This is a genomic window from Microbacterium sp. NPDC060117 (genome assembly GCF_042729315.1).
In the GTDB taxonomy this organism is placed as follows: domain Bacteria; phylum Actinomycetota; class Actinomycetes; order Actinomycetales; family Microbacteriaceae; genus Microbacterium.
This window is the reverse complement of sequence record NZ_JBHWXR010000004.1, coordinates 528,278-547,996: the sequence shown is the minus strand read 5'-3', so window position 1 is coordinate 547,996 and position 19,719 is coordinate 528,278. Positions and strand designations below refer to the sequence as shown.

Annotated in this window: 14 protein-coding genes; 10 read left to right on the top strand and 4 right to left on the bottom strand. The window is 72.3% G+C overall.

The window, feature by feature from the left end; translation table 11 throughout:
* Positions 1-29 precede the first annotated feature (29 nt).
* Genes ACFWCK_RS18310 through menC form a run of 7 tightly spaced genes read left to right on the top strand, consistent with a single transcriptional unit; the run spans position 30 to position 10,465 of the window.
* Positions 30-1,028 carry an ABC transporter permease gene (locus ACFWCK_RS18310; protein WP_233311319.1) on the top strand — a complete coding sequence of 333 codons (999 nt, stop codon included), beginning with the start codon at positions 30-32 and terminating at the stop codon, positions 1,026-1,028.
* Entirely contained in the window at positions 1,028-2,974 is a 1,947-nt protein-coding gene (locus ACFWCK_RS18305) for a dipeptide/oligopeptide/nickel ABC transporter permease/ATP-binding protein (RefSeq protein ID WP_378807229.1), read from the top strand. Before ACFWCK_RS18310 ends, ACFWCK_RS18305 begins: the two co-directional genes overlap by 1 nt.
* On the top strand, positions 2,971-4,008 hold the full coding sequence (locus ACFWCK_RS18300) for an ABC transporter ATP-binding protein (protein WP_378807228.1): 1,038 nt from the start codon (positions 2,971-2,973) through the stop codon (positions 4,006-4,008). The genes ACFWCK_RS18305 and ACFWCK_RS18300 overlap by 4 nt, the downstream gene beginning before the upstream one ends.
* 25 nt (positions 4,009-4,033) lie before the next feature.
* Complete coding sequence (locus ACFWCK_RS18295; RefSeq protein ID WP_378807227.1) at positions 4,034-7,369, top strand: serine hydrolase; 3,336 nt, start codon at positions 4,034-4,036, stop codon at positions 7,367-7,369.
* Entirely contained in the window at positions 7,369-8,502 is a 1,134-nt protein-coding gene (locus tag ACFWCK_RS18290) for a M20 family metallopeptidase (RefSeq protein WP_378807226.1), read from the top strand. The genes ACFWCK_RS18295 and ACFWCK_RS18290 overlap by 1 nt, the downstream gene beginning before the upstream one ends.
* Positions 8,499-9,362, top strand: coding sequence for a GNAT family N-acetyltransferase (locus ACFWCK_RS18285; protein ID WP_233311324.1), 864 nt, complete (start codon positions 8,499-8,501; stop codon positions 9,360-9,362). The genes ACFWCK_RS18290 and ACFWCK_RS18285 overlap by 4 nt, the downstream gene beginning before the upstream one ends.
* Positions 9,359-10,465 carry an o-succinylbenzoate synthase gene (gene menC / locus ACFWCK_RS18280; RefSeq protein WP_378807225.1) on the top strand — a complete coding sequence of 369 codons (1,107 nt, stop codon included), beginning with the start codon at positions 9,359-9,361 and terminating at the stop codon, positions 10,463-10,465. Before ACFWCK_RS18285 ends, menC begins: the two co-directional genes overlap by 4 nt.
* 76 nt (positions 10,466-10,541) lie before the next feature.
* Here the strand turns inward: menC and ACFWCK_RS18275 are convergent, their stop codons facing one another.
* A complete protein-coding gene (locus tag ACFWCK_RS18275) occupies positions 10,542-13,052 on the bottom strand; it encodes an FtsX-like permease family protein (RefSeq protein WP_378807223.1) in 2,511 nt (836 codons plus the stop codon).
* On the bottom strand, positions 13,052-13,816 hold the full coding sequence (locus ACFWCK_RS18270) for an ABC transporter ATP-binding protein (protein WP_378807222.1): 765 nt from the start codon (positions 13,814-13,816) through the stop codon (positions 13,052-13,054). The genes ACFWCK_RS18275 and ACFWCK_RS18270 overlap by 1 nt, the downstream gene beginning before the upstream one ends.
* A 109-nt stretch (positions 13,817-13,925) precedes the next feature.
* On the opposite strand from ACFWCK_RS18270, the gene ACFWCK_RS18265 reads away from it, so the two are divergent.
* The 3 genes from ACFWCK_RS18265 to ACFWCK_RS18255 all read left to right on the top strand — a co-directional run bounded on the left by ACFWCK_RS18265 (position 13,926) and on the right by ACFWCK_RS18255 (position 17,560).
* Positions 13,926-15,161 (top strand): sensor histidine kinase, encoded by a 1,236-nt coding sequence (locus tag ACFWCK_RS18265; RefSeq protein WP_378807220.1) that lies wholly within the window; start codon positions 13,926-13,928, stop codon positions 15,159-15,161.
* Entirely contained in the window at positions 15,149-15,787 is a 639-nt protein-coding gene (locus ACFWCK_RS18260; protein ID WP_378807219.1) for a response regulator, read from the top strand. Before ACFWCK_RS18265 ends, ACFWCK_RS18260 begins: the two co-directional genes overlap by 13 nt.
* Before the next feature lie 168 nt (positions 15,788-15,955).
* A complete protein-coding gene (locus ACFWCK_RS18255; RefSeq protein ID WP_378807218.1) occupies positions 15,956-17,560 on the top strand; it encodes a PucR family transcriptional regulator in 1,605 nt (534 codons plus the stop codon).
* 23 nt (positions 17,561-17,583) lie between these two features.
* Here the strand turns inward: ACFWCK_RS18255 and ACFWCK_RS18250 are convergent, their stop codons facing one another.
* Positions 17,584-18,570 (bottom strand): 4-(cytidine 5'-diphospho)-2-C-methyl-D-erythritol kinase, encoded by a 987-nt coding sequence (locus ACFWCK_RS18250; RefSeq protein WP_378807217.1) that lies wholly within the window; start codon positions 18,568-18,570, stop codon positions 17,584-17,586.
* Between the two features lie 4 nt (positions 18,571-18,574).
* Complete coding sequence (gene mgrA, locus ACFWCK_RS18245; RefSeq protein ID WP_308192519.1) at positions 18,575-19,642, bottom strand: L-glyceraldehyde 3-phosphate reductase; 1,068 nt, start codon at positions 19,640-19,642, stop codon at positions 18,575-18,577.
* Positions 19,643-19,719: the final 77 nt, after the last annotated feature.

Below are 19,719 nucleotides of genomic sequence, written 5' to 3'. Positions count from 1 at the left end.
GTCTTTTCCGCACCCGTGAGGACCCAGCCGTGACCAGCACCACCGCCACCCAGGCGATACTCATCCGATCCGCACGGTCGGGCAGCCCCTGGCTGTCCTTCCTGGTCCGTCGCGGCGGTCTCTTCGTCCTGTCGGTCTGGGTGCTGGTCACGGCTGCCTTCCTGATGATCCACCTGGTGCCGGGCGACCCCGTGCGCGCCGCCCTGGGACTGAACGCCCCCGTCGCCCTGGTCGAAGCGCGTCGAGCCGCACTCGGCCTGGATCAGCCGCTGATCGTGCAGTACCTGCACTACCTCGGCAACCTCTTCACCGGCGACATGGGCGTCTCGATGCTCACCAATCAGCCCGTCTCGGACATCATCGCGACCCGCCTCCCCGCGACGCTGCAGCTCGCGCTTCTCGCCGTGCTGGTGGTGCTGCTGGCCTCGGTGCCGATCGGCGTCACGATGGCGGTCGCGACGCGCGGCGGCCGCCGGCGCGGACTCGAGCTGAGCTTCGCGGTCGTGACCGTGGTGCTCGCCGCGATCCCCGAGTTCCTCCTCGCGGTCGGGCTCGTGTACCTCTTCGCCGTCTCGCTCGGCTGGCTCCCGATCGCCGGCGCCTCCGGACCGCTCTCCTTCGTGCTTCCCGTGACCGCGCTCGCGATCGGTCCGATCGCGGTGTTCTCCCGCCTGATCCGCGTCGAGGTGCTGAGCGTGCTGGGGCAGGACTACATCCGCACCGCCCGCGCCAAGCGACTGCTCCCCCGTCGCGTCTACACGCGCCACGCGCTCCCCAACGCGATGACGTCGACCCTCACCCTCACCGGGCTGCTGCTGGCCGGCATGGTCACCGGCACCGTCCTCGCGGAGAACGTCTTCGCCTGGCCGGGGCTCGGCACCATGATCGTGCAGTCGATCCTGACCAAGGACTACCCCGTGGTCCAGGCGATCGTCCTGGTCTACGGCATGGGCGTGCTGCTCGTGAACCTGGTGATCGACATCGCCCTCGCCGTCCTCGATCCGCGCTCCACGATCAAGGAGGCCTGATGTCCGCCGCAGCCACGATCAAGAAGGTCGTCCGCACCCCACTCGGATCCGTCGCACTGGCCCTCGTGCTCCTCCTCGTGCTCGTGGCTGTGCTGGGCCCGCTGGTCTGGGGCGCGCAGGCGGAGCAGATCGACCCGACCGCCGCCTACCGCGCCCCGAGCGCGGCCCACCTGCTCGGCACCGACGCCCTCGGCCGCGACGTGCTCGCCCGCGTCATGGTCGCCACACGCCTGTCCCTGGGCCTCGCGATGGCCGCGGTGCTGATCGGCGTCGTCGCGGGGACCGTGCTCGGCACGGCCCCGGCGGTGCTGCCCCGGTGGGCGGGCCGCATCCTCTCCACGTTCGTCAACATCGCCGTCGCCTTCCCCGGGCTGCTGCTGGCGCTGTTCCTCGCCGTGATCTTCGGCGTGGGCACCGTCGGATCGGTCCTCGCGATCGGCTTCGCGATGGCCCCGGGCTTCGCGCGCCTGACCCAGACCCTGTCCGCGGCGATCGCCGGGCGCGACTTCATCGCCGCGGCGCGGGTGGCGGGCGTGTCGCGCTTCCGCGTGCTGCTGCGGCACGTCCTGCCCAACATCGGCGAGCCGCTCATCGTCAACGCGACGATCAGCGCGGGCGGCGCGCTCCTCGCCTTCGCCGGCTTGTCGTTCCTCGGGCTGGGCGTGCAGGTGCCGGCGTACGACTGGGGCCGGCTCCTCGGCGAGGGCCTCAACCGCATCTACCTGAACCCCGCCGCCGCGCTCGGTCCCGCCGCCGCGGTGGTGATCGCGGGACTCGCCTTCAACCTCCTCGGCGAGACCGCCGCCGCCGCCCTCGGCGGCCGGAACGCACGGCGCCCGCGCCGCCTCCCCCAGACCGCCCCCACGGGCGTCCGCGGGCACGCGCAGGTCGTGAACGATGACCTGGTTCTCCTCGTCGACGATCTGCGCGTGTCCTTCCCCGCAGCGGACGGCTGGGTCACCCCGGTCCGCGGCGTGAGCTTCTCGATCTCCCGCGGCGAGGCGATCGGCGTCGTCGGCGAGTCCGGATCCGGCAAGAGCCTGACCGCGCTGGCCGTGGCGCAGCTCATCGAGCGCCCCGGTCACGTGGACGCAGCCCGGCTCGAGTTCTGCGGCACGCCGCTGCTCGACACCCCCGAGCGGACGCTGCGCCCCCTGCTCGGCACCTCGCTCGCGATGGTGTTCCAGGATCCGATGACCTCGTTCAACCCCACCCGCCGGATCGGCTCGCAGCTCGCGGAGGCCGCCACGGAGCACCAGGGCCTCCGCCGCACGGCGGCGATGGAGCGGGCGATCGAGCGCCTCAGGGCGGTGCGCGTACCGGCAGCCGAGCGCCGTGCACGTCAGTTCCCGCACGAGTTCTCCGGCGGCATGCGCCAGCGCGCGATGATCGCGATGGGCCTCATGAACCACCCGCGGCTCATCATCGCGGACGAGCCCACCACGGCGCTCGACGTCACCGTGCAGCGGCAGGTGCTGCAGCTGCTCGCGGGCGTGCGGCGCGACACCGAGGCCGCGATCCTGCTGATCAGCCACGACATCGCCGTCGTCGCTCAGACCTGCGATCGCGTGCTCGTGATGTACGCGGGACGCATCGTCGAGGATCTCCCCGCGAACCGGCTGAACGACAGCGCGCGTCATCCCTACACGCGGGCGCTGCTCGACGTCGTGCCCGAGCTCGACACCGACCGCGACGCACCGCTGCGGATGATCCCCGGCCGTCCGCCCGCGCCGGGGGCGTTCCCCGCCGGCTGCGGGTTCGCGGACCGCTGCCCGCTCGCCTCCGCGCTGTGCCGGGAGCAGGATCCCGCGCTCGTCAACGCCGGAGACGGGCACAGGGTGGCGTGCTGGCACCCGGTCGACGGCGATCTGCCGGTCGCGGCGGTGCCTGCGATCACGACGGCCGTGCCGGTGCCCGAGCTCGAATCCGAGGAGGCCGTCCGATGAGCGAGCTGCGCTTCGATCAGGTGAGCGTGCGCTACGGCACCCACCGCTCCGGCCTCACCGCCGTCGACGATGTGAGCCTCGTCGTCCCGTCGGGCTCGGTCGTGGGCCTCGTCGGCGAATCCGGATCCGGCAAGTCGACGCTCGCCCGCGCCGCGATCGGCCTCGCGCCGATCAGCGGCGGCGCGATCACGCTCGACGGTGCTGACGTGCGCGCGCTCCGCCGACGCAGGCCCATCCAGATGGTCTTCCAGGATCCGTTCTCCTCCCTCGACCCGCGGATGAGCATCGGCGAATCGATCGCCGAGGCGCTGCCCCGCAGCCTGCGCGGCGGCGCGGCCCGGCGCGCCAGAGTGGCGGAGCTGCTGGAGATGGTCAGTCTCGACCCCGAGCGCGCCGGATCCCTCCCGGCGGCGCTCTCCGGCGGTCAGCGCCAGCGCATCGCCCTGGCTCGCGCGCTCGCCGCGGATCCCGAGGTCGTGATCGCCGACGAGATCACCTCGGCGCTCGACGTCTCGGTGCAGGGCTCGGTGCTCAACCTCGTCCGCGAGCTGCGGCGGGAGCTGTCGCTCACGATGCTGTTCATCTCGCACAACCTCGCCGTGGTCCGGTACCTCAGCGATCATCTCGCCGTGATGTATCTCGGCCGCATCGTCGAGTTCGGTCCGACCGAGCAGGTCCTCGCCGACCCGCAGCACCCGTACACGCAGGAGCTGCTGGCCGCCGCGCCGACCCGCAACGGCGACCTCCTGCGCACGGGCGGCGTCACAACCCTCGACGCCGAGCCGCCGGACCCGCACTCCCCGCCGAACGGGTGCCGCTTCCACCCGCGGTGCCCGATCGGGCCCTCCGCGCATCCGGATCGCGCGGTCTGCCGCACCGTCATCCCGGTCCTGCCCACGGGCGTCCGCGGCGCCTCGTGCCACTTCTCGGCCTTCGGCGCCGAGCCGTCGGCCACCGCTGTGCCCGGCGCCCAAGAGGCAGCCGGCCTTTCGGCGGGCACGACAACATCCGCCGTCCCCGTGCGGACACAGTGAGTACCGACCACCGATTGGAGTCCGCATGAACCGCCCCGCGACCGTCGACGACCTCCTCGCCATCGCCTCCCCCGAGCAGCCCGCCCTCTCCCCGGACGGCACGCGCGTCGTGTACGCGCTGCGCACGACGGACCGCGACACCGACCGCGACCTCCGATCGCTCTGGCAGGTCTCCACCAGCGGAGGCGAGCCCGAGCGGCTCACCCGCGGAGACGCCGACACCACGCCCGTGTGGAGTCCGGACGGATCCGCACTCGCGTTCCTGCGCGCCAAGCAGGGCCCCGCACAGCTCTGGGTCCTGCCCGCGTCCGGCGGCGAGGCCCGCGCGCTCACCGACCTGCCGCTCGGGGCCGGCTCCCCGCAGTGGAGCCCCGACGGCACGCGCATCGCGTTCGCCGCGCCGGTGGACAGCGCGGCCCTGCCCGGCGAGAGCGCCGAGACGATCCTCGCCCGCCGTTCCGCCCCGACCGTCGCCGATCGTCTCGGGTACAAGGCCGACGGTGCGGGCCGGCTCGGCACGCTCGTGCAGCAGCTGCACGTCGTCGACGTCGCCACCGGGGCCGTCACCGTGCTGACCCGCGGCCGCGCGCACGCCTCCGATCCGTTCTGGTCGCCCGACGGATCCCTGCTCGCATACTCCTCCGCGCCGGACGACGACGCCGATCTCACTCTGCGCATCCAGGTCTTCGTCACCTCCTCGACCGATGCGAACAGCGCCCCCGTGCGGGTGAGCGCCTCCGAGGTGCAGGCCGGCGCCGTCGGCTGGAGCGCCGACGGACGGCACGTGCTCGCCGCCGGCCGCAATGACACCGAGGTCGGCAACGCGGATCTGCTGCTCTTTCCGCTCGCGGACGGCGCCCCGACGAATCTCACCTCAGGGCTCGACCGCAACGTGATGCCCGGCGGTCCCGGATACCCCGGCGGCTTGCCGCAGCACGCCGCCGACGGCGCGCTCGTGTTCTGCCTGCGTGAGAACGGTTCCTCCCACCTCTGGCGCATCGCGGAGGACGGCTCCGCCGCCCGCGCGCTCGTGGACGGCATGGCGAACGTCTCGGGGCTGTCCGTCGCGGGCTCGACCGCCGCGATCGTGCGGTCCGGCCCCGACTCCTTCGGCGAGGTCGTCCTCGTCGACCTGACCGACGGCACGACCACGGTGCTCACCGCGTCGCCCGACCCCGGGTTCGATCTCGTCCCCGCCGAGGAGCGGAAGTTCGCGATCTCCGACGGCACCGTGGTCACCGGATGGCTGAGGCGGGATCCGAACGCCTCCGGCCCGCTCCCGCTGCTGCTCGACGTGCACGGCGGACCGCACAACGCCTGGAACGGCGCGGCCGACCTGGTCCATCCCTACCACCAGGTGCTCGCGAGCCGCGGCTGGGCGATCCTCACCCTCAACCCTCGCGGCAGCGACGGCTACGGGGACGCGTTCTTCCGCGCCGTGGCCGGCGGCTGGGGCGTGAGCGACGCGAACGACTTCCTCGAGCCGATCGACGCTCTCGTCGCAGAGGGCATCGCGGATCCGGCCCGCCTCGCCCTCACCGGATACAGCTACGGCGGGTTCATGACCTGCTATCTCACCTCGCGCGACGAGCGCTTCGCGGCCGCCGTCGCCGGCGGCGTCGTGACCGACCTGTTCTCGATGGGCGGCACGTCCGACATGGGCCACTACCTCTCCGCGAAGGAGAACGGCGGCCTGCCGTGGCGCGACGAGGCTCTCATCTCGGCGCAGTCCCCGTTCACCCACGTCGATCGGGTCACCACGCCGACCCTGATCCTGCACGGCGCGGAGGACGACCGCTGCCCCGTCGGTCAGGCGGAGCAGTGGTTCACTGCGCTGCGCGAGCGCGACGTGCCGACGCGCCTCGTGCTGTATCCCGGCGGCTCGCACCTGTTCCCGCTGTCCGGTCCGCCCTCGCACCGGGCCGACTTCTCCCGACGTGTGATCGACTGGGTCGAGCAGTACGCCCCCGCCGCCGGCCGCCCTGTGCGCGCGCGACTGGACGCGCGGCACTGGCAGCAGCGGCTCAGCACGCTCGCGGCCGCGCACAAGGTGCCGGGTGCGACGCTCGGCATCCTCCGTCTCGGCGAGGATCCCGTGTTCGCCCGTCACGGCATCCTGAACGTGCGCACCGGAGTCGCCACGACGGATGACTCCCTGTTCCAGATCGGATCCATGACCAAGGTCTGGACGACCACCGCGATCATGCGGCTCGTGGACGACGGCGTGCTCGATCTCGACCGACCGGTCGTGGAGTACCTGCCCGAGTTCCGCTCGTCCGAGGACGAGATCACGAGGACCGTGACCCTCCGTCATCTGCTCACCCACACGAGCGGCATCGACGGCGACGTCTTCACCGACACCGGTCGCGGGGACGACGCTCTCGAGAAGTACGTCGGCATCCTGGACGGCGTCGCGCAGAACCATCCCATCGGCGCCACCATGTCCTATTGCAACTCGGGATTCGTTCTGGCCGGACGGGTGATCGAGAAGGTCACCGGAAAGACCTGGGACCAGGCTCTGCGGGACCTGGTCATGACGCCGCTCGGCCTCGAGCATTCGGCGACGCTGCCCGAGGAAGTGCTGCTGCACAGCGCGGCCGCGGGCCACACCGAGATCCTCGACGACGGTCCGAAGCTCGCCCCGGCCTGGATGCTGCCCCGGGCGATGGGACCGGCCGGGCTGGTCTGCTCCACGACGGCCGACGTGCTCGCCTTCGCGCGCATGCACCTCACCGGCGGCCTCGCTGCGGACGGCACCCGTGTGCTCTCCGAGCGCAGCGTGGCGCGCATGCAGCAGCGCGAGGTCGACATGCCGAACCCGTACACGCTCGGGGACGCCTGGGGCGTCGGCTGGATCCTCTTCGACTGGAACGGACGGCGGCTGTACGGACACGACGGCAACACGATCGGCCAGTCCGCGTTCCTGCGCGTGCTGCCCGACGAGGGCGTCGCGGTCACCCTGCTGACGAACGGCGGAGGCGCGCACGACCTCTACCTCGAGCTGTTCGAGGAGATCTTCTCGGAGGTCGCCGACGTGCATCTCCCCGAGGAGCTCGCTCCGCCCGCGGATCCTTTCGTCGCCGACTTCTCGGAGCTGTTCGGCACCTACGACCGCGCCGGGGTGCGGGCGGAGGTGCTCGACTCGGATGCCGGACTGAGGCTGCGGACCACGGTGACGGGACCGCTCGCGTCACTGCTCCCGGACCCGGTCGAGGAGCACGCGCTGATCCCGGTGCGGGAGAACGAGTTCGTCGTCCGGCCCGAGGGCACGCAGGCGTGGAACGCCGTGGTCTTCTACCGCCTCGCCACCGGCGAGCAGTACCTGCACTACGGCGTGCGCGCGGCGCCGAAGGTCTCGTGATGGCGGCGCAGGCCCGCATCGCGGAGGCTCCTGAGGTCTCCCCCGACGTGATCGTCGCGGACATCGGCACGCTGGTGCGCTGCGAATCGCCCTCGCACGACGGGGAGGCGCTCCTGCGCAGCGCCGAGGTCACCGCGGCACTCGGGGAGCGCGTGCTCGGCGCCGCTCCCGAGCGCATGGTCATCGACGGCACGCCCCATCTGCGCTGGCGGTTCGGCACTCCCCGAGTGCTGCTGCTCGGACACCACGACACGGTGTGGCCGAGCGGATCCCTCGAGCGTCTCCCGTTCGGCGTCGAGGACGGCGTCCTGCGCGGGCCGGGCTGCTTCGACATGAAGACCGGCGTCGTGATGGCGCTGCACGCGGTCGCCGCGCTCGACGACCGCGAGGGCGTGAGCATCCTCATCACGGGCGACGAGGAGCTCGGATCGCCGTCGTCGCGCGCCCTCATCGAGAACGAGGCGCGCGGCTGCGCGGCCGCTCTCGTGCTCGAGGCCTCGGCCGACGGCGGCGCGGTCAAGGTGGCACGCAAGGGCGTCTCGGTCTACCGCGTGCACGTCACCGGACGCGCCGCGCACGCGGGCCTCGAACCCGAACGCGGGGTGAACGCCTCGGTCGAGGCGGCCCACCTCATCCTCTCGATCGCAGCGCTGGGCGATGACGAGGCCGGCACGACGGTGACGCCCACGCTGCTCCGGGCGGGCACCGCCGGCAACACGGTGCCCGCGGAGGCCGAGTTCACCGTCGACGTGCGCGCGGTCACCCGCACCGAGCAGGACCGCGTCGACGCGGCGCTGCACGCCCTCGGCACGACCCTTCCCGGTGCCGTGGTGCGCATCGAGGACGGCCCACGGAGCACGCCGATGGAGCGGAGCGCCTCCGCCGGCCTGTTCGCCCGTGCGCGCGCGATCGCGGACGAGCTGGGCCTGGCCCCGCTCGAGGGCGTCGCCGTGGGCGGCGGCTCGGACGGCAACCACACGGCCGGCATCGGAGTGCCGACGCTCGACGGCCTCGGCGCGGTCGGCGGCGGTGCGCATGCCGACGACGAGCACGTGATCGTCGACATGATCCCCGAGCGCATCGCCCTGGTGCGAGAACTCATCGCGGACGTCCTGACAGGAGGCGGAAGATGACCATCATGGGAACCTCCATGCAGGAGACCGCGGCCGCCGCGAGTGCCGCCGACGCCGCTGCGGCGGAGGCCGGAATCGAGATCCGGATCCTCTCCCGGGTCGAGGAGTTCGCCCAGGTGACCGCACTCTTCCGCGGCATCTGGACCGCGGCGGGCGACCGTGCGCCGGTCAACGTGGAGACGCTGCGCGCGCTCTCGAAGGCCGGCAGCTACGTCGGAGGGGCCTACGAGGGCGATGAGCTCGTGGGCGCGTGCTTCGGCTTCTTCGCGGCACCGGAGCGGCGCGCGCTGCACAGTCACATCGCGGGGGTCTCCGCGCGCATGCGCGGACGGAACGTGGGTTTCGCGCTCAAGGTGCACCAGCGATCCTGGGCGCTCGAGCACGGCCTCGACGAGATCTCCTGGACGTTCGACCCGCTGATCAGTCGCAACGCCTACTTCAACCTCGTGAAGCTCGCGGCCACGCCGACGGGATACCTCCGCAACTTCTACGGTCAGATGAGCGATGCGCTGAACGGCGCCGACGACACCGATCGCATGCTGGTCACCTGGTATCTGCACGATCCGGCGGTGTCGGCAGCCTGTCGCGGCTCCGCCCCCGCGACGACGACAGGGCCGGCCGACACGCTGCTCGGCCGGGAGGACGACACGATGCCGGTCGTGCGCGAGACCTCGGCCCGGCTCGTCCGCGTCTCGCTCCCCCGGGACATCGAATCCCTCCGTCGCACGGATCCGGAGCTCGCCACGCGCTGGCGACTCGCCGTGCGCGCGACCCTCGGCGACCTCATGGACGACGGAGCGCGCGTGCTCTCCTTCGATCGCTCCGGCGCCTACACCATCGACAGAGGAGAAGTGCAATGAAGCTCAGCGGGATCGAACTCCGCGTCATCGAGATGCCCCTGGTGTCTCCGTTCCGCACATCGTTCGGAGTCGCGACCGCGCGCGAGGCGCTGCTCGTGCGGGCCGTGACGGATGAGGCCGAGGGCTGGGGCGAGGGCGTCGCGATGGCCGATCCGCTGTACTCCTCCGAGTACGTCGAGGCGAGCGTCGACGTGATCACCCGCTTCCTGCTGCCTGCCCTGGCCCAGGTGCCGGACCTCGACGCGTCCACGGTCGCGCCCGCCCTGGCGAAGTTCAAGGGGCACCGGATGTCGAAGGCGGCCGTCGAGCTCGCGATCCTCGATGCCGAGCTGCGTGCCAAGGGCGTGCCGCTCTCCCGGGAGCTGGGCGCCGTGCGCTCGCAGGTCGACTGCGGCGTGTCCGTCGGGATCATGGACTCGATCCCCGAGCTCCTCGACGCCGTGGGCGGCTATCTGGACGAGGGCTATGTCCGGATCAAGCTGAAGATCGAGCCGGGCTGGGACGTCGAGCCCGTGCGCGCCGTCCGCGAGCGGTTCGGCGACGACGTGCTGCTGCAGGTGGACGCCAACACGGCGTACCACCGCGGCGATGCGGGACACCTCGCCCGCCTCGACCCGTTCGACCTGCTGCTCATCGAGCAGCCGCTGGACGAGGAGGATCTGCTCGGCCACGCCCAGCTGGCGAAGGCGGTGCGGACGCCGATCTGCCTGGACGAGTCGATCGTGTCCGCCCGCGCGGCGGCCGATGCGATCGCCCTCGGCGCATGCTCGATCGTGAACATCAAGCCCGGTCGGGTCGGCGGCTATCTCGAGGCGCGGCGGATCCACGACGTCTGCGCCGCCAACGACATCCCCGTCTGGTGCGGCGGCATGCTCGAGACGGGGATCGGGCGGGCGGCCAACGTCGCACTCGCCGCGCTTCCCGGCTTCACGCTCCCCGGCGACACGTCCGGCTCGAACCGCTACTACACGCGCGACATCACGGATCCGTTCGTGATCGAGAACGGCACTCTCACGGTGCCCACAGGCCCCGGGATCGGCGTGACCCCGACCGCCGAGGCGCTCGAGGAGGTCACGGTCCGCACCGAGTGGATCACCTTCTGACCCGGAAACCTCTTCCGAGGCCGAAGGAGGGCGGTCCCGCTTCCGCGGGACCGCCCTTCGCGTCGTCAGCAGGCGATCACTGCCGGGATCCGATCTCCTCGATCGGCCGGGTGCGCATCGCGCCGAGGGTCGCGACCCACAGGGTCACCAGAGCCAGGGCGCCCATCGTGCCGACGAGTCCCAGCACGGCGAGCAGCGGAAGCTCCGGCACGAGCCGGCCCGAGATGCCGATGCTCATCCCGATGAGGGGCGGGATGGCGACGATGATGCCGAACGCCGTCGAGATCACCGCGACCATCACCGCTTCGGTCCGCATCATGGCCCGCACCTGACGTCGCGAGGATCCGATCAGCTGCAGGAGCGCGAGCTCCCGTGAGCGCTCTCCCGTCGCCATCACGAGCGTGTTGATCACCGCGATCGCGATGTAGCCGAGGATGACGATGAGCGCCACGAGGTTCACCCAGCCCTGCTGCGACTGTGCATCGGCACCCGCGGCCTTCTGCCCGCCCCTGGGGGCCGCGTGCAGCCCCTGCGCGACCGCGGCCGCCTGCACCTGCTCGGCCTGCCCGGCGTCGACGGCGACGAGCGCGAAGGCGTCGAGAGCGCTCGTGGTGTGCGCGCGCACCGCCGCGCCGTCCATCGTGAGATCGCCGAACCCGAGGCCGCGCTCGTAGACCGCGACGACCGTCGCATGCAGCGGCGTGCCGTCGCCGAACCAGCCCTCGATCGCGTCCCCCAGGCCCACGCCCCAGGTCTGCGCCGCATCGCTGCTCACGGCCACGGTGCCCGCGCCGTCGAGCCCGGTCAGCGCACCCGCCCGGACCTGGAGGTCCATGGTCCGTTCGACCGCTGCCGGATCGACGCCCTGCAGTACCGGTTCGGCGTTCTTCGGCGTGCCGTCGAACTCCTTGTAGCCGATGATCGCGCCGCTCAGGGCGATGGGGGCGACGGTGGCGACCCCGGGGATCTCCCCGAGGCCTGCGACCGCACCCGATGACAGGCCCGCGGGTGCGCTGACCCGCAGGGCAGCGGTCACGCCCGCGTCCGCCTGCGCGGCCGACTCGTGCGCGACGATCGACGGCGCCCCGATCTGGACGAGCCCGAGGCCCACGCCGAGGGCGATCGGGAGGATCGCGCCGGCCAGGCGCCGACTGCTCGCGACGCCGTTGGCCGAGGCCAGGAAGCCGGCCGCTGACAGGCGGCCCAGGAACGGAGCCGCCGCGCGCATCACGAGCGCGACGAGCCACGGGCCGAGCAGCGCGAGCGCCACGATGAGCATGAGGGCCGCCGCGGCTGAGGCGCCGGCAGCGGCGACGCCGCGCGCGAAGAGCGGGACGGCCGAGACCGCCAGCCCCGCGAGGGCGAGGATCCCACCGCTCACGAACCGGGCGGGTCCGATGCGCGTCGGTCCGCTCGAGGACTCCCGGAGCGCCTCGATCGGATCCAGTCCGGCCGGCCGACGGGCGGCGATCCTCGCGGCCGCCCAGGCGGCGCCCAGCACGAGCAGCAGCGCGCCCACGGCGGGCGCCGGGCCGACGGCGAGCGCGAAGTCGCCGGGGATCACGCCGCCGGAGACGAACGCGCGCTGCAGGACGCCGGAGAGGAGGTATCCGGGAACGATGCCGAGGAGTCCCGCGACGATCGCGATCGACATCACCTCGCGCGACACCAGCGCGTGCACCTGCTTCGGGCTCGCGCCCACGGCCCGCAGCAAGGCGAAGTCACGACGTCGGGACTGCACAGACAGTGAAAGCGTGCCGGACACGATGAACAGCGCGACGAGGACGCAGGTTCCGACGAACGCGCTGCCGATCGTCACGAGCGTGGAGCGCACCGCCCCGGAGTCGAGGAACTCGATGTCGCCCCGCCCCGCGCCGGTCTGCACGGCGAGACCGGGCACGGCCCGGCGGATCGACTCCGCCGTCTCCGCCGCGTCCGCGCCCGGCGCCGGGAACACCCCGAGGGTCTGCGCCGCGCCGCCGCGCGGATCCAGCTCCGCGATGCGCGCGCTGCTGAGGTACACCTGCGGGGCGCGCTCGGCTCCGGCCGTGGCCTCGACGACGCCGACGACCCGGTATTCGGCAGGGGCCCCGCCGTGCGCGAGCAGGATCCGGGCGCCGAGGCCTTCCGCGCGGCCGGCGGTCACGACGACCTCGTCCGTGCCTGCGGGCTCTGCGCCCTCCCGCAGGGCGGAGCCCGCCAGGGCGACCGCGCTCCACGGATGCGCCTCCACGACGTGCCCGTCCGCGTCCGCGAGGGGCACCGTGACATCGGCGACGACGCGATCCACACCCGGCACCGCGGCCACCCGCGCCACGGCATCCTGGGCCAGGGGTGCGCGTTCGTGCAGCGGGACCGGGAGGTCCTCCGGCACCTCGACCTGTTGCGAGGCTCCGACGACGACAGGAGCCGCCGTGTAGCGGACCGGGGCGAGCCCGCCTCGGACACCGGACTCCACCAGGACCCCCAGGCCGGTGACGAGCGCGCTCGCGACGAACACCGCGACGGCCACCCCGACGAAACCGCCTTTGTTCTGCCGGAGGTCGGCGCGGACGAGCCGGCCGAACGCCAGTCGTGCGCCCGCCATCACCACTCCCCCAGCGCGCTCATGCGGTCCGTGATCTCCGCGGGCGTCGCCCCGTCGAGGTGGCCCGCGAACACGCCGTCCGCGAGGAAGATGACGCGATCCGCGTGCGAGGCCACGACGGGATCGTGCGTGACCATCACGACCGTCTGCGCGAGCGCCTTCGTGGTGTGCGCCAGCAGGTCGAGCACCTGCTTGCCCGACCGCGAATCGAGCGCACCCGTGGGCTCGTCGCCGAAGACGACGTACGGCCGCGTGATCAGCGCACGGGCGATCGCCACGCGCTGCTGCTGCCCGCCGGAGAGCTCCGAGGGACGCCGCCGCCGGCGTTCGGACAGCCCGACCGACTCGAGCAGGAAGTCGAGCCACTCCCGGTCGAGCCTCTGCCGTGCGAGCCGCAGCGGGAGAGTGATGTTCTCCTCGACGTTCAGGGCCGGCAGCAGGTTGTACGCCTGGAACACGAAGCCGACATGATCCCGCCGGAACTCCGTGAGCCGCCGGGCGCTGAGCGAGGAGACCTCGGTGTCGCCGAGGACGACGCGGCCGCTCGTCGGCCGGTCGAGTCCCGCGGCGCTGTGCAACAGGGTGCTCTTGCCGGATCCCGACGGCCCCATGATCGCGGTGAACGTCCCCCGGGCCAGGGTGAGGTCGACGCCGCGCAGCGCGGGGACGGAGTTCGCTCCGGACCCGTAGGTCTTCACGATGTTCTCGAGACGGAGCGCGTCGCCGGCCTGCGCGGGCCGGGACGGTGCGGATGAAGTTGTCATGCTTCGACGCTAGGAACGACGGCCGGCGATGCCCATCCTGCTGGGCACCGCTCGGATGGTGCAGCAGGCTGTACCGTGCAGGGCGTCGGGCTCCGGCAGACTTGTCGGGATGACTCAGGGACCGGTGCGGCGCTGGCTGCGGGATTGGCGCTTCGTGGCCGTCGAGGCCGTGACGTCCGCCGTGTCGATCCTCCTGTTCTGCGCCGGCCTCGTGCTGATCCCGCTCATGATCATCCCCGGCGGGGTCCTCCTGCTGCCCAGGGCCGTCAGGATCCTGCACGGCTGGTCGGACCGCGCACGCCGCAGGGTCGGCTCCTACCGACACGAGAGCATCCGGGGTCATGCGCCGGTGCCGCGGGACCTGAGGTCGATCGACGAGCGGATCCAGCTCGCGTTCTCCCCCGCGACCGTGCGCGACGCGCTCTGGCTCGCGGTCGACGCGATCCCCCTCTTCTCGGTCGCGATCGTGACGATCGTGATCCCGCTGGGAGCGGTGAACTCCCTGGCGGTGCCGTTCTACTGGCAGTTCGCCCCGGTCGACGAGCCGGTGACCGCGCCGTACCCCGTCACCTCCTGGCCGCTCGCGGCGACCATGCCGCTCATGGCCCTCGTCTACGTGCTGATCTCCTGGGCGCTCATCCCCGCTGTCGCCCGCCTGTTGGCGCTGATCTCCTCGCGCTTGCTCGCCGCACCCGTGCGGTCGAGCCTGGCCGAGCGCGTGGACGCCCTGACGCTGAGCCGGGCGGCAGCGCTGGACGCGCACGCCGCCGAGCTGCGGCGCATCGAGCGCGACCTGCACGACGGCGCCCAGAACCGGCTCGTCTCGGTCGTCATGATGCTCGGGATCGCCGAGCGCTCGATGCAGGGCGAGGACGCGCAGACCATCGAGCAGCTTCGCCGCGCGCAGGACGCGGCGACCGAGGCGCTCTCGGCCCTGCGCCGCACCGTCCACGACATCTACCCGCCGATCCTCGACGAGCTCGGCCTCGAGGGCGCCCTGGCCTCGCTCGCCGGGCGCAGCGCCGTGCCCTGCACGCTCGAGACGGGAGGGGTGGGCAGAGTGCCCGCCGCGGTCGAATCCGCGACCTACTTCATCGTCGCCGAAGCGCTCAGCAACGTAAGCAAGCACAGCGCCGCGGCCCGCGCGGCCGTGCGGGTGCGACGCCGCGACGACGTGCTCGAGGTCGTCGTCGAGGACGACGGCACCGGCGGCGCCGTGGAGCGCCCCGGCGGAGGCTACGCCGGGATCCGCAAGCGCCTCGAAGCCTTCGAGGGCGCGATGACGCTCACCAGCCCGCCGGGCGGGCCGACAGTACTGAGGACGGAGCTGCCATGCGGATCGTGATCGCCGAAGACGACACCCTGCTGCGGGAGGGGCTCGCCCTCCTGCTGCGCAGCGAGGGGTTCGACGTGATCGCCGCGGTGGACAACGGCGAGGATTTCCTCGCCCTTCTCGACGAGGCGGACGCCGCGGTGCTCGATGTGAGGATGCCCCCGACGTTCACGAGCGAGGGGCTCAAGGCCGCCGCCGAGGCGCGGCGCCGCCGCCCCGGATTCCCCGTGCTGGTGCTGTCCGCCTACGTCGAGGACCGCTACGCGGGAGAGCTCCTCGCGGACGGCGCGGGGGCCCTCGGCTACCTCCTGAAGGAGCGGGTCGGGAAGGTCGCCTCGTTCGTCGACGCGCTGCACAGGGTGTCTGCGGGCGGGACGGTCATGGATCCCGAGGTCATCTCGCAGCTGATGAGCCGCCGCCGCGCCGACGACCCGGTCCGTGCGCTCACTCCGCGCGAGCGCGAGGTGCTCGGCCTCATGGCCGGGGGGCTCGACAACGCCTCGATCGCCAGCCGCCTCTTCGTCACCGAGACCGCGGTGAGCAAGCACATCGGCAACATCTTCGCGAAGCTCGGGCTCGCTGCCAGCGACAGCGGTCATCGTCGGGTGCTCGCGGTCCTCGCCTACCTGCGCAGCTGAGTCCGGATCCCGCATGACCTGCCTGTCGCGCCCCGCCCCTTCGTCGAATGCGACGAACTCCGCCCTCGATTCGGGCGTGCTGCACCATCGCGGCCCTCATACCCACCGCCTACCCTGAGGGCTGTGCTCATGTCAGTGACGACGCGTCCACGTGCCAGTCTCGGTCGCGTGGTGGAAGACCTCGGCACCACGCTGCTCGAGGTGGTGTGCGGCGCGGCCGACGGCGACGCCGAGATCGAGACCGTCGTCATCCACGACGTGCTCGACGACGGGATGCCGATGCGCGGAGCGATGGTGCTCGGCGTGGGGCTGAGCGACCCGGCCGAGATCGCCGATCTGCTCGCCGCCCTCGCCGCGCAGCAGGCCACCGCCCTCGTCCTGCGCGCCCCGGTGCGTGCGGAGGAGCAGGTGCTCGCCGCGTCCGAAGCCGCGGGCATCCCGGTGCTCGCTCTCACGCGCGGCGCATCCTGGGCGCAGCTGGCAGCCATGCTCCGCTCCCTGATCGCCGAGGGCGACGTCGGCGACCAGGGCGCGCAGACGCTCGGCGGAATGCCCTCGGGTGATCTGTTCGCGCTCGCCAACGCGATCGCCACCCTCCTCAACGCGCCGGTCACCATCGAGGACCGCAACTCGCGCGTCGTGGCCTTCTCCGGACGCCAGGACGAAGCCGATCCCGCCCGTGTCGAGACGGTCCTGGGCCGCCAGGTGCCGGAGCGGTTCACTCGTCAGCTCGAGGAGCGCGGCGTCTTCGGAGATCTCTACCGCAGCGAGGATCCGATCGACATCGATCCGGTCGACGCCGACGGGGTTCCGTCCTTCCCCCGGGTCGCCCTCGCCGTCCGCGCGGGCGACGAGATCCTCGGCTCGATCTGGGCCGCCGTGCACGAACCCCTCACCGCGGATCGCGTGCGCGCGCTCAAGGACTCCGCCGGGCTCGTCGCCCTGCACATGCTCCGCCAGCGCGCGGGCGCCGATGTCGAGCGGCGGCTCCGCGCCGACCTGCTCGCCACCGTCCTGGAAGGCGGGGCCGGTGCCGCGGATGCCGCCTCCCGGCTGCGTCTCGACGGACACCGCTGCGTCGTGCTCGCCCTCGCCGCCGCGGATCGCTTCGGAGACGAGTCCTCCGCGGACGCCAGAGCCATCGCGGAGCGGCAGCACATCGCGGATGCGTTCGCGATGCATCTCGGCGCGGTGTACCTGCGTTCGGCGGTCGCGCCGATCGGCGACGTCGTCTACGCGGTCGTCGGGATCCGCGCCGATCACGGCGATGCCGACCTCCGCGCATCGCGGGTCGCGTCCGACTTCCTCGGCCGCCTCGGCAGCACCCGCGAGGTGCGCGTCGGAGTCGGCACGGTCGCGGAGGACATGCAGAGCATCCCCGCGTCGCGCATGAACGCGGATCGCGCGCTGCGCGTGCTCCAGCACTCCCGGCACCGCGAACCCGTGGCGCTGTTCACCGCGGTGCAGGTGGACGCGCTGCTCGTCGAGCTCGGCGATCTCGCCCGCGCGCGAGGGGATCAGCCGACCGGCCCGGTCCGCCTGCTGATCGACCACGATCGCGAGAAGGGCACCCAGCTCATCGAGACGCTGCGGGCCTGGCTGGATGCGTTCGGAGATGTCAGCATCGCGGCCGCCCGCATCTACACCCACCCGAACACGTTCCGCTATCGGTTGCGCCGACTCGCCGAGATCAGCGGCTTGGACCTTGCGGACCCCGAATCGCGGTTCTCCGCGATGATGCAGCTGCGCCTGCTCACCGCCGAGAAGCGCTGAGCCGCGGCTCGACGTTCAGGAGCTCAGTCGTCGGCGGCGACGACGTGCGCGCCGCGCACCGGGCCGTGCGCCCGCAGCGCCGTGCGCCCCCACCCGCGCAGCCGCTCGGCGGTGCTGTCGGCGCCCTCGGCGCTCTCGCAGAGGAAGGCGAGGGTGGGACCCGAACCCGACACGATCCCGCCGACGACCGGGCCACCGCCTCCGCCGATCACCTCGTCGATGAGCTCCTCCAGCGCCGGCCGCAGCCGGAAGGATCCGGCCTCCAGCTGGTTGCGCAGGCTCTGGCCGAGCTCGAACGCCTCGCCGGAAAGCAGGGATTCGAAGAAGGAGGGCGGCACCTGGACGGGATCCAGCCGTCGCCGCTGCACGTGGCCCTCCGGGTCGCTCTGCAGGTCCTCGGCCATGACCATGTCGAAGGCGCGGTACACGGCGGGCGTGGACAGCCCCTCGTCGTCGAGGAGCAGCACCCACTCGTATCGGCCGCGCGACAGCGCCGGCGTCAGCACGTCGCCGCGCCCCGAGCCGACGGCGGTTCCGCCCATGAGCGAGAACGGCACGTCGGCGCCGAGCCGGGCGCCGAGCTCATGCAGGCGCCCGTGGTCGAGGCCCGTGCGCCACAGCTCGTTGCAGGCGACGAGGGCGCCCGCGGCGTCGGCGGACCCTCCCCCCATGCCGCCCGCGACGGGCACGCTCTTGTGCACGTCCAGATGAACACCGCCGTCGTACCCGGTCGCCGCGGCGAGCACCTTGGCCGCGCGCATGGCGAGGTTGCGGTCGTCGAGCGGGACCGTGGACGGATCCGCGACGCCCGACACGCTGATCGTGAAGTCGTCGGCAGGCGTCGCGATCACGTCCTCATAGAGCGACACCGCCTGGAACACCGTGGAGAGTTCGTGGTAGCCGTCGTCATCGAGATCCCCCACCCCGAGGAAGAGGTTCACCTTCCCCGGTGCGCGCACGTGCACGCGGCGCAACGGCTGCTCGTCCGACTGCTCCTCCGCGATGCTCATCGGCTCACAGCTCCGATGAGACCGACCACAGGTTCACGTCGAGACCCGCCCCGGCGATGCCGTCGATGCGCGCGATCTCCGCAGCGGTGAGCTCGGGCGCGTCCAGCGCGGCGAGGTTCTCGTCGAGCTGCGCCGGACGCGAGGCGCCGATGAGCGCCGAGGCCACGACGCCGTCGCGCAGCACCCACTGCAGTGCGAGCTGGGCGAGGCTCTGCCCGCGCTCCCTGGCGAGCTCGTTCAGGGCGCGCAGGACGGCGAGTCCCTCCGCGCTGAGCGGCTTGTCCGGCAGCGAGCCACGCTTCTGGGCCCGCGCGGCGGTGCCGTCGCCGAGATACTTGTCGGTGAGCAGCCCCTGCGCGAGCGGCGTGAACGCGATCGCGCCCATCCCCTCCTCGCGGAGGGTCTCGGTCAGGCCGTCCTCCACCCAGCGGTTCAGGATGGAGTACGAGGGCTGGTGGATGACCAGCGGCGTGCCCAGCTCCCGGGCGACGTCCACCGCGGCCTCGGTGCGCTCGGCGCTGTACGAGGAGATCCCGACGTACAGAGCCTTGCCCTGGCGGACCAGGGTGTCCAGCGCCGCGATCGTCTCCTCGACGGGGGTGACCGGATCCACCCGGTGCGAGTAGAAGATGTCGACGTAGTCCAGCCCCATCCTGGTCAGCGACTGCTCGGCGCTCGCGAGGATGTACTTGCGGCTGCCGAGGTCGCCGTACGGTCCCGGCCACATGTCCCAGCCGGCCTTCGACGAGATGATCAGCTCGTCGCGGTAGGGCCGGAAGTCCTCCGCGAAGATGCGGCCGAAGTTCTTCTCGGCGGATCCGTACGGCGGGCCGTAGTTGTTCGCCAGGTCGAAGTGCGTGATGCCCCGGTCGAAGGCGTGCCGCAGCAGGGCGCGCTGGTCGTCCAGCGGGATGTTGTCCCCGAAGTTCCACCACAGTCCGAGCGAGATCGCCGGCAGGTACAGACCGGAGGATCCGACCTGCCGGAAATGTGCTCCCTCGTAGCGGTCCGCCGCGGCGGTGTAGGGGCGGTGGATGTCGAGGACGTCTGGGCGGAAGCGCGGCTCGGTCACCGTCCCAGGTTAGCGTCGCCACTCCTTTTCGGTGCCCGTCCGACGCGCGGGACGCAGAAGGCGACTCCGCTCCGCAG

What these genes read in the sequence shown, in the direction of transcription:
- ACFWCK_RS18305 (WP_378807229.1), top strand. Translation starts at nt 1,028, where the DNA reads ATGTCCGCCGCAGCCACGATCAAGAAGGTCGTCCGCACCCCACTCGGA.
- ACFWCK_RS18300 (WP_378807228.1), top strand. Translation starts at nt 2,971, where the DNA reads ATGAGCGAGCTGCGCTTCGATCAGGTGAGCGTGCGCTACGGCACCCAC.
- ACFWCK_RS18295 (WP_378807227.1), top strand. Translation starts at nt 4,034, where the DNA reads ATGAACCGCCCCGCGACCGTCGACGACCTCCTCGCCATCGCCTCCCCC.
- ACFWCK_RS18290 (WP_378807226.1), top strand. Translation starts at nt 7,369, where the DNA reads ATGGCGGCGCAGGCCCGCATCGCGGAGGCTCCTGAGGTCTCCCCCGAC.
- ACFWCK_RS18285 (WP_233311324.1), top strand. Translation starts at nt 8,499, where the DNA reads ATGACCATCATGGGAACCTCCATGCAGGAGACCGCGGCCGCCGCGAGT.
- menC (WP_378807225.1), top strand. Translation starts at nt 9,359, where the DNA reads ATGAAGCTCAGCGGGATCGAACTCCGCGTCATCGAGATGCCCCTGGTG.
- ACFWCK_RS18275 (WP_378807223.1), bottom strand. Translation starts at nt 13,052, where the DNA reads ATGGCGGGCGCACGACTGGCGTTCGGCCGGCTCGTCCGCGCCGACCTC.
- ACFWCK_RS18270 (WP_378807222.1), bottom strand. Translation starts at nt 13,816, where the DNA reads ATGACAACTTCATCCGCACCGTCCCGGCCCGCGCAGGCCGGCGACGCG.
- ACFWCK_RS18265 (WP_378807220.1), top strand. Translation starts at nt 13,926, where the DNA reads ATGACTCAGGGACCGGTGCGGCGCTGGCTGCGGGATTGGCGCTTCGTG.
- ACFWCK_RS18260 (WP_378807219.1), top strand. Translation starts at nt 15,149, where the DNA reads ATGCGGATCGTGATCGCCGAAGACGACACCCTGCTGCGGGAGGGGCTC.
- ACFWCK_RS18250 (WP_378807217.1), bottom strand. Translation starts at nt 18,570, where the DNA reads ATGAGCATCGCGGAGGAGCAGTCGGACGAGCAGCCGTTGCGCCGCGTG.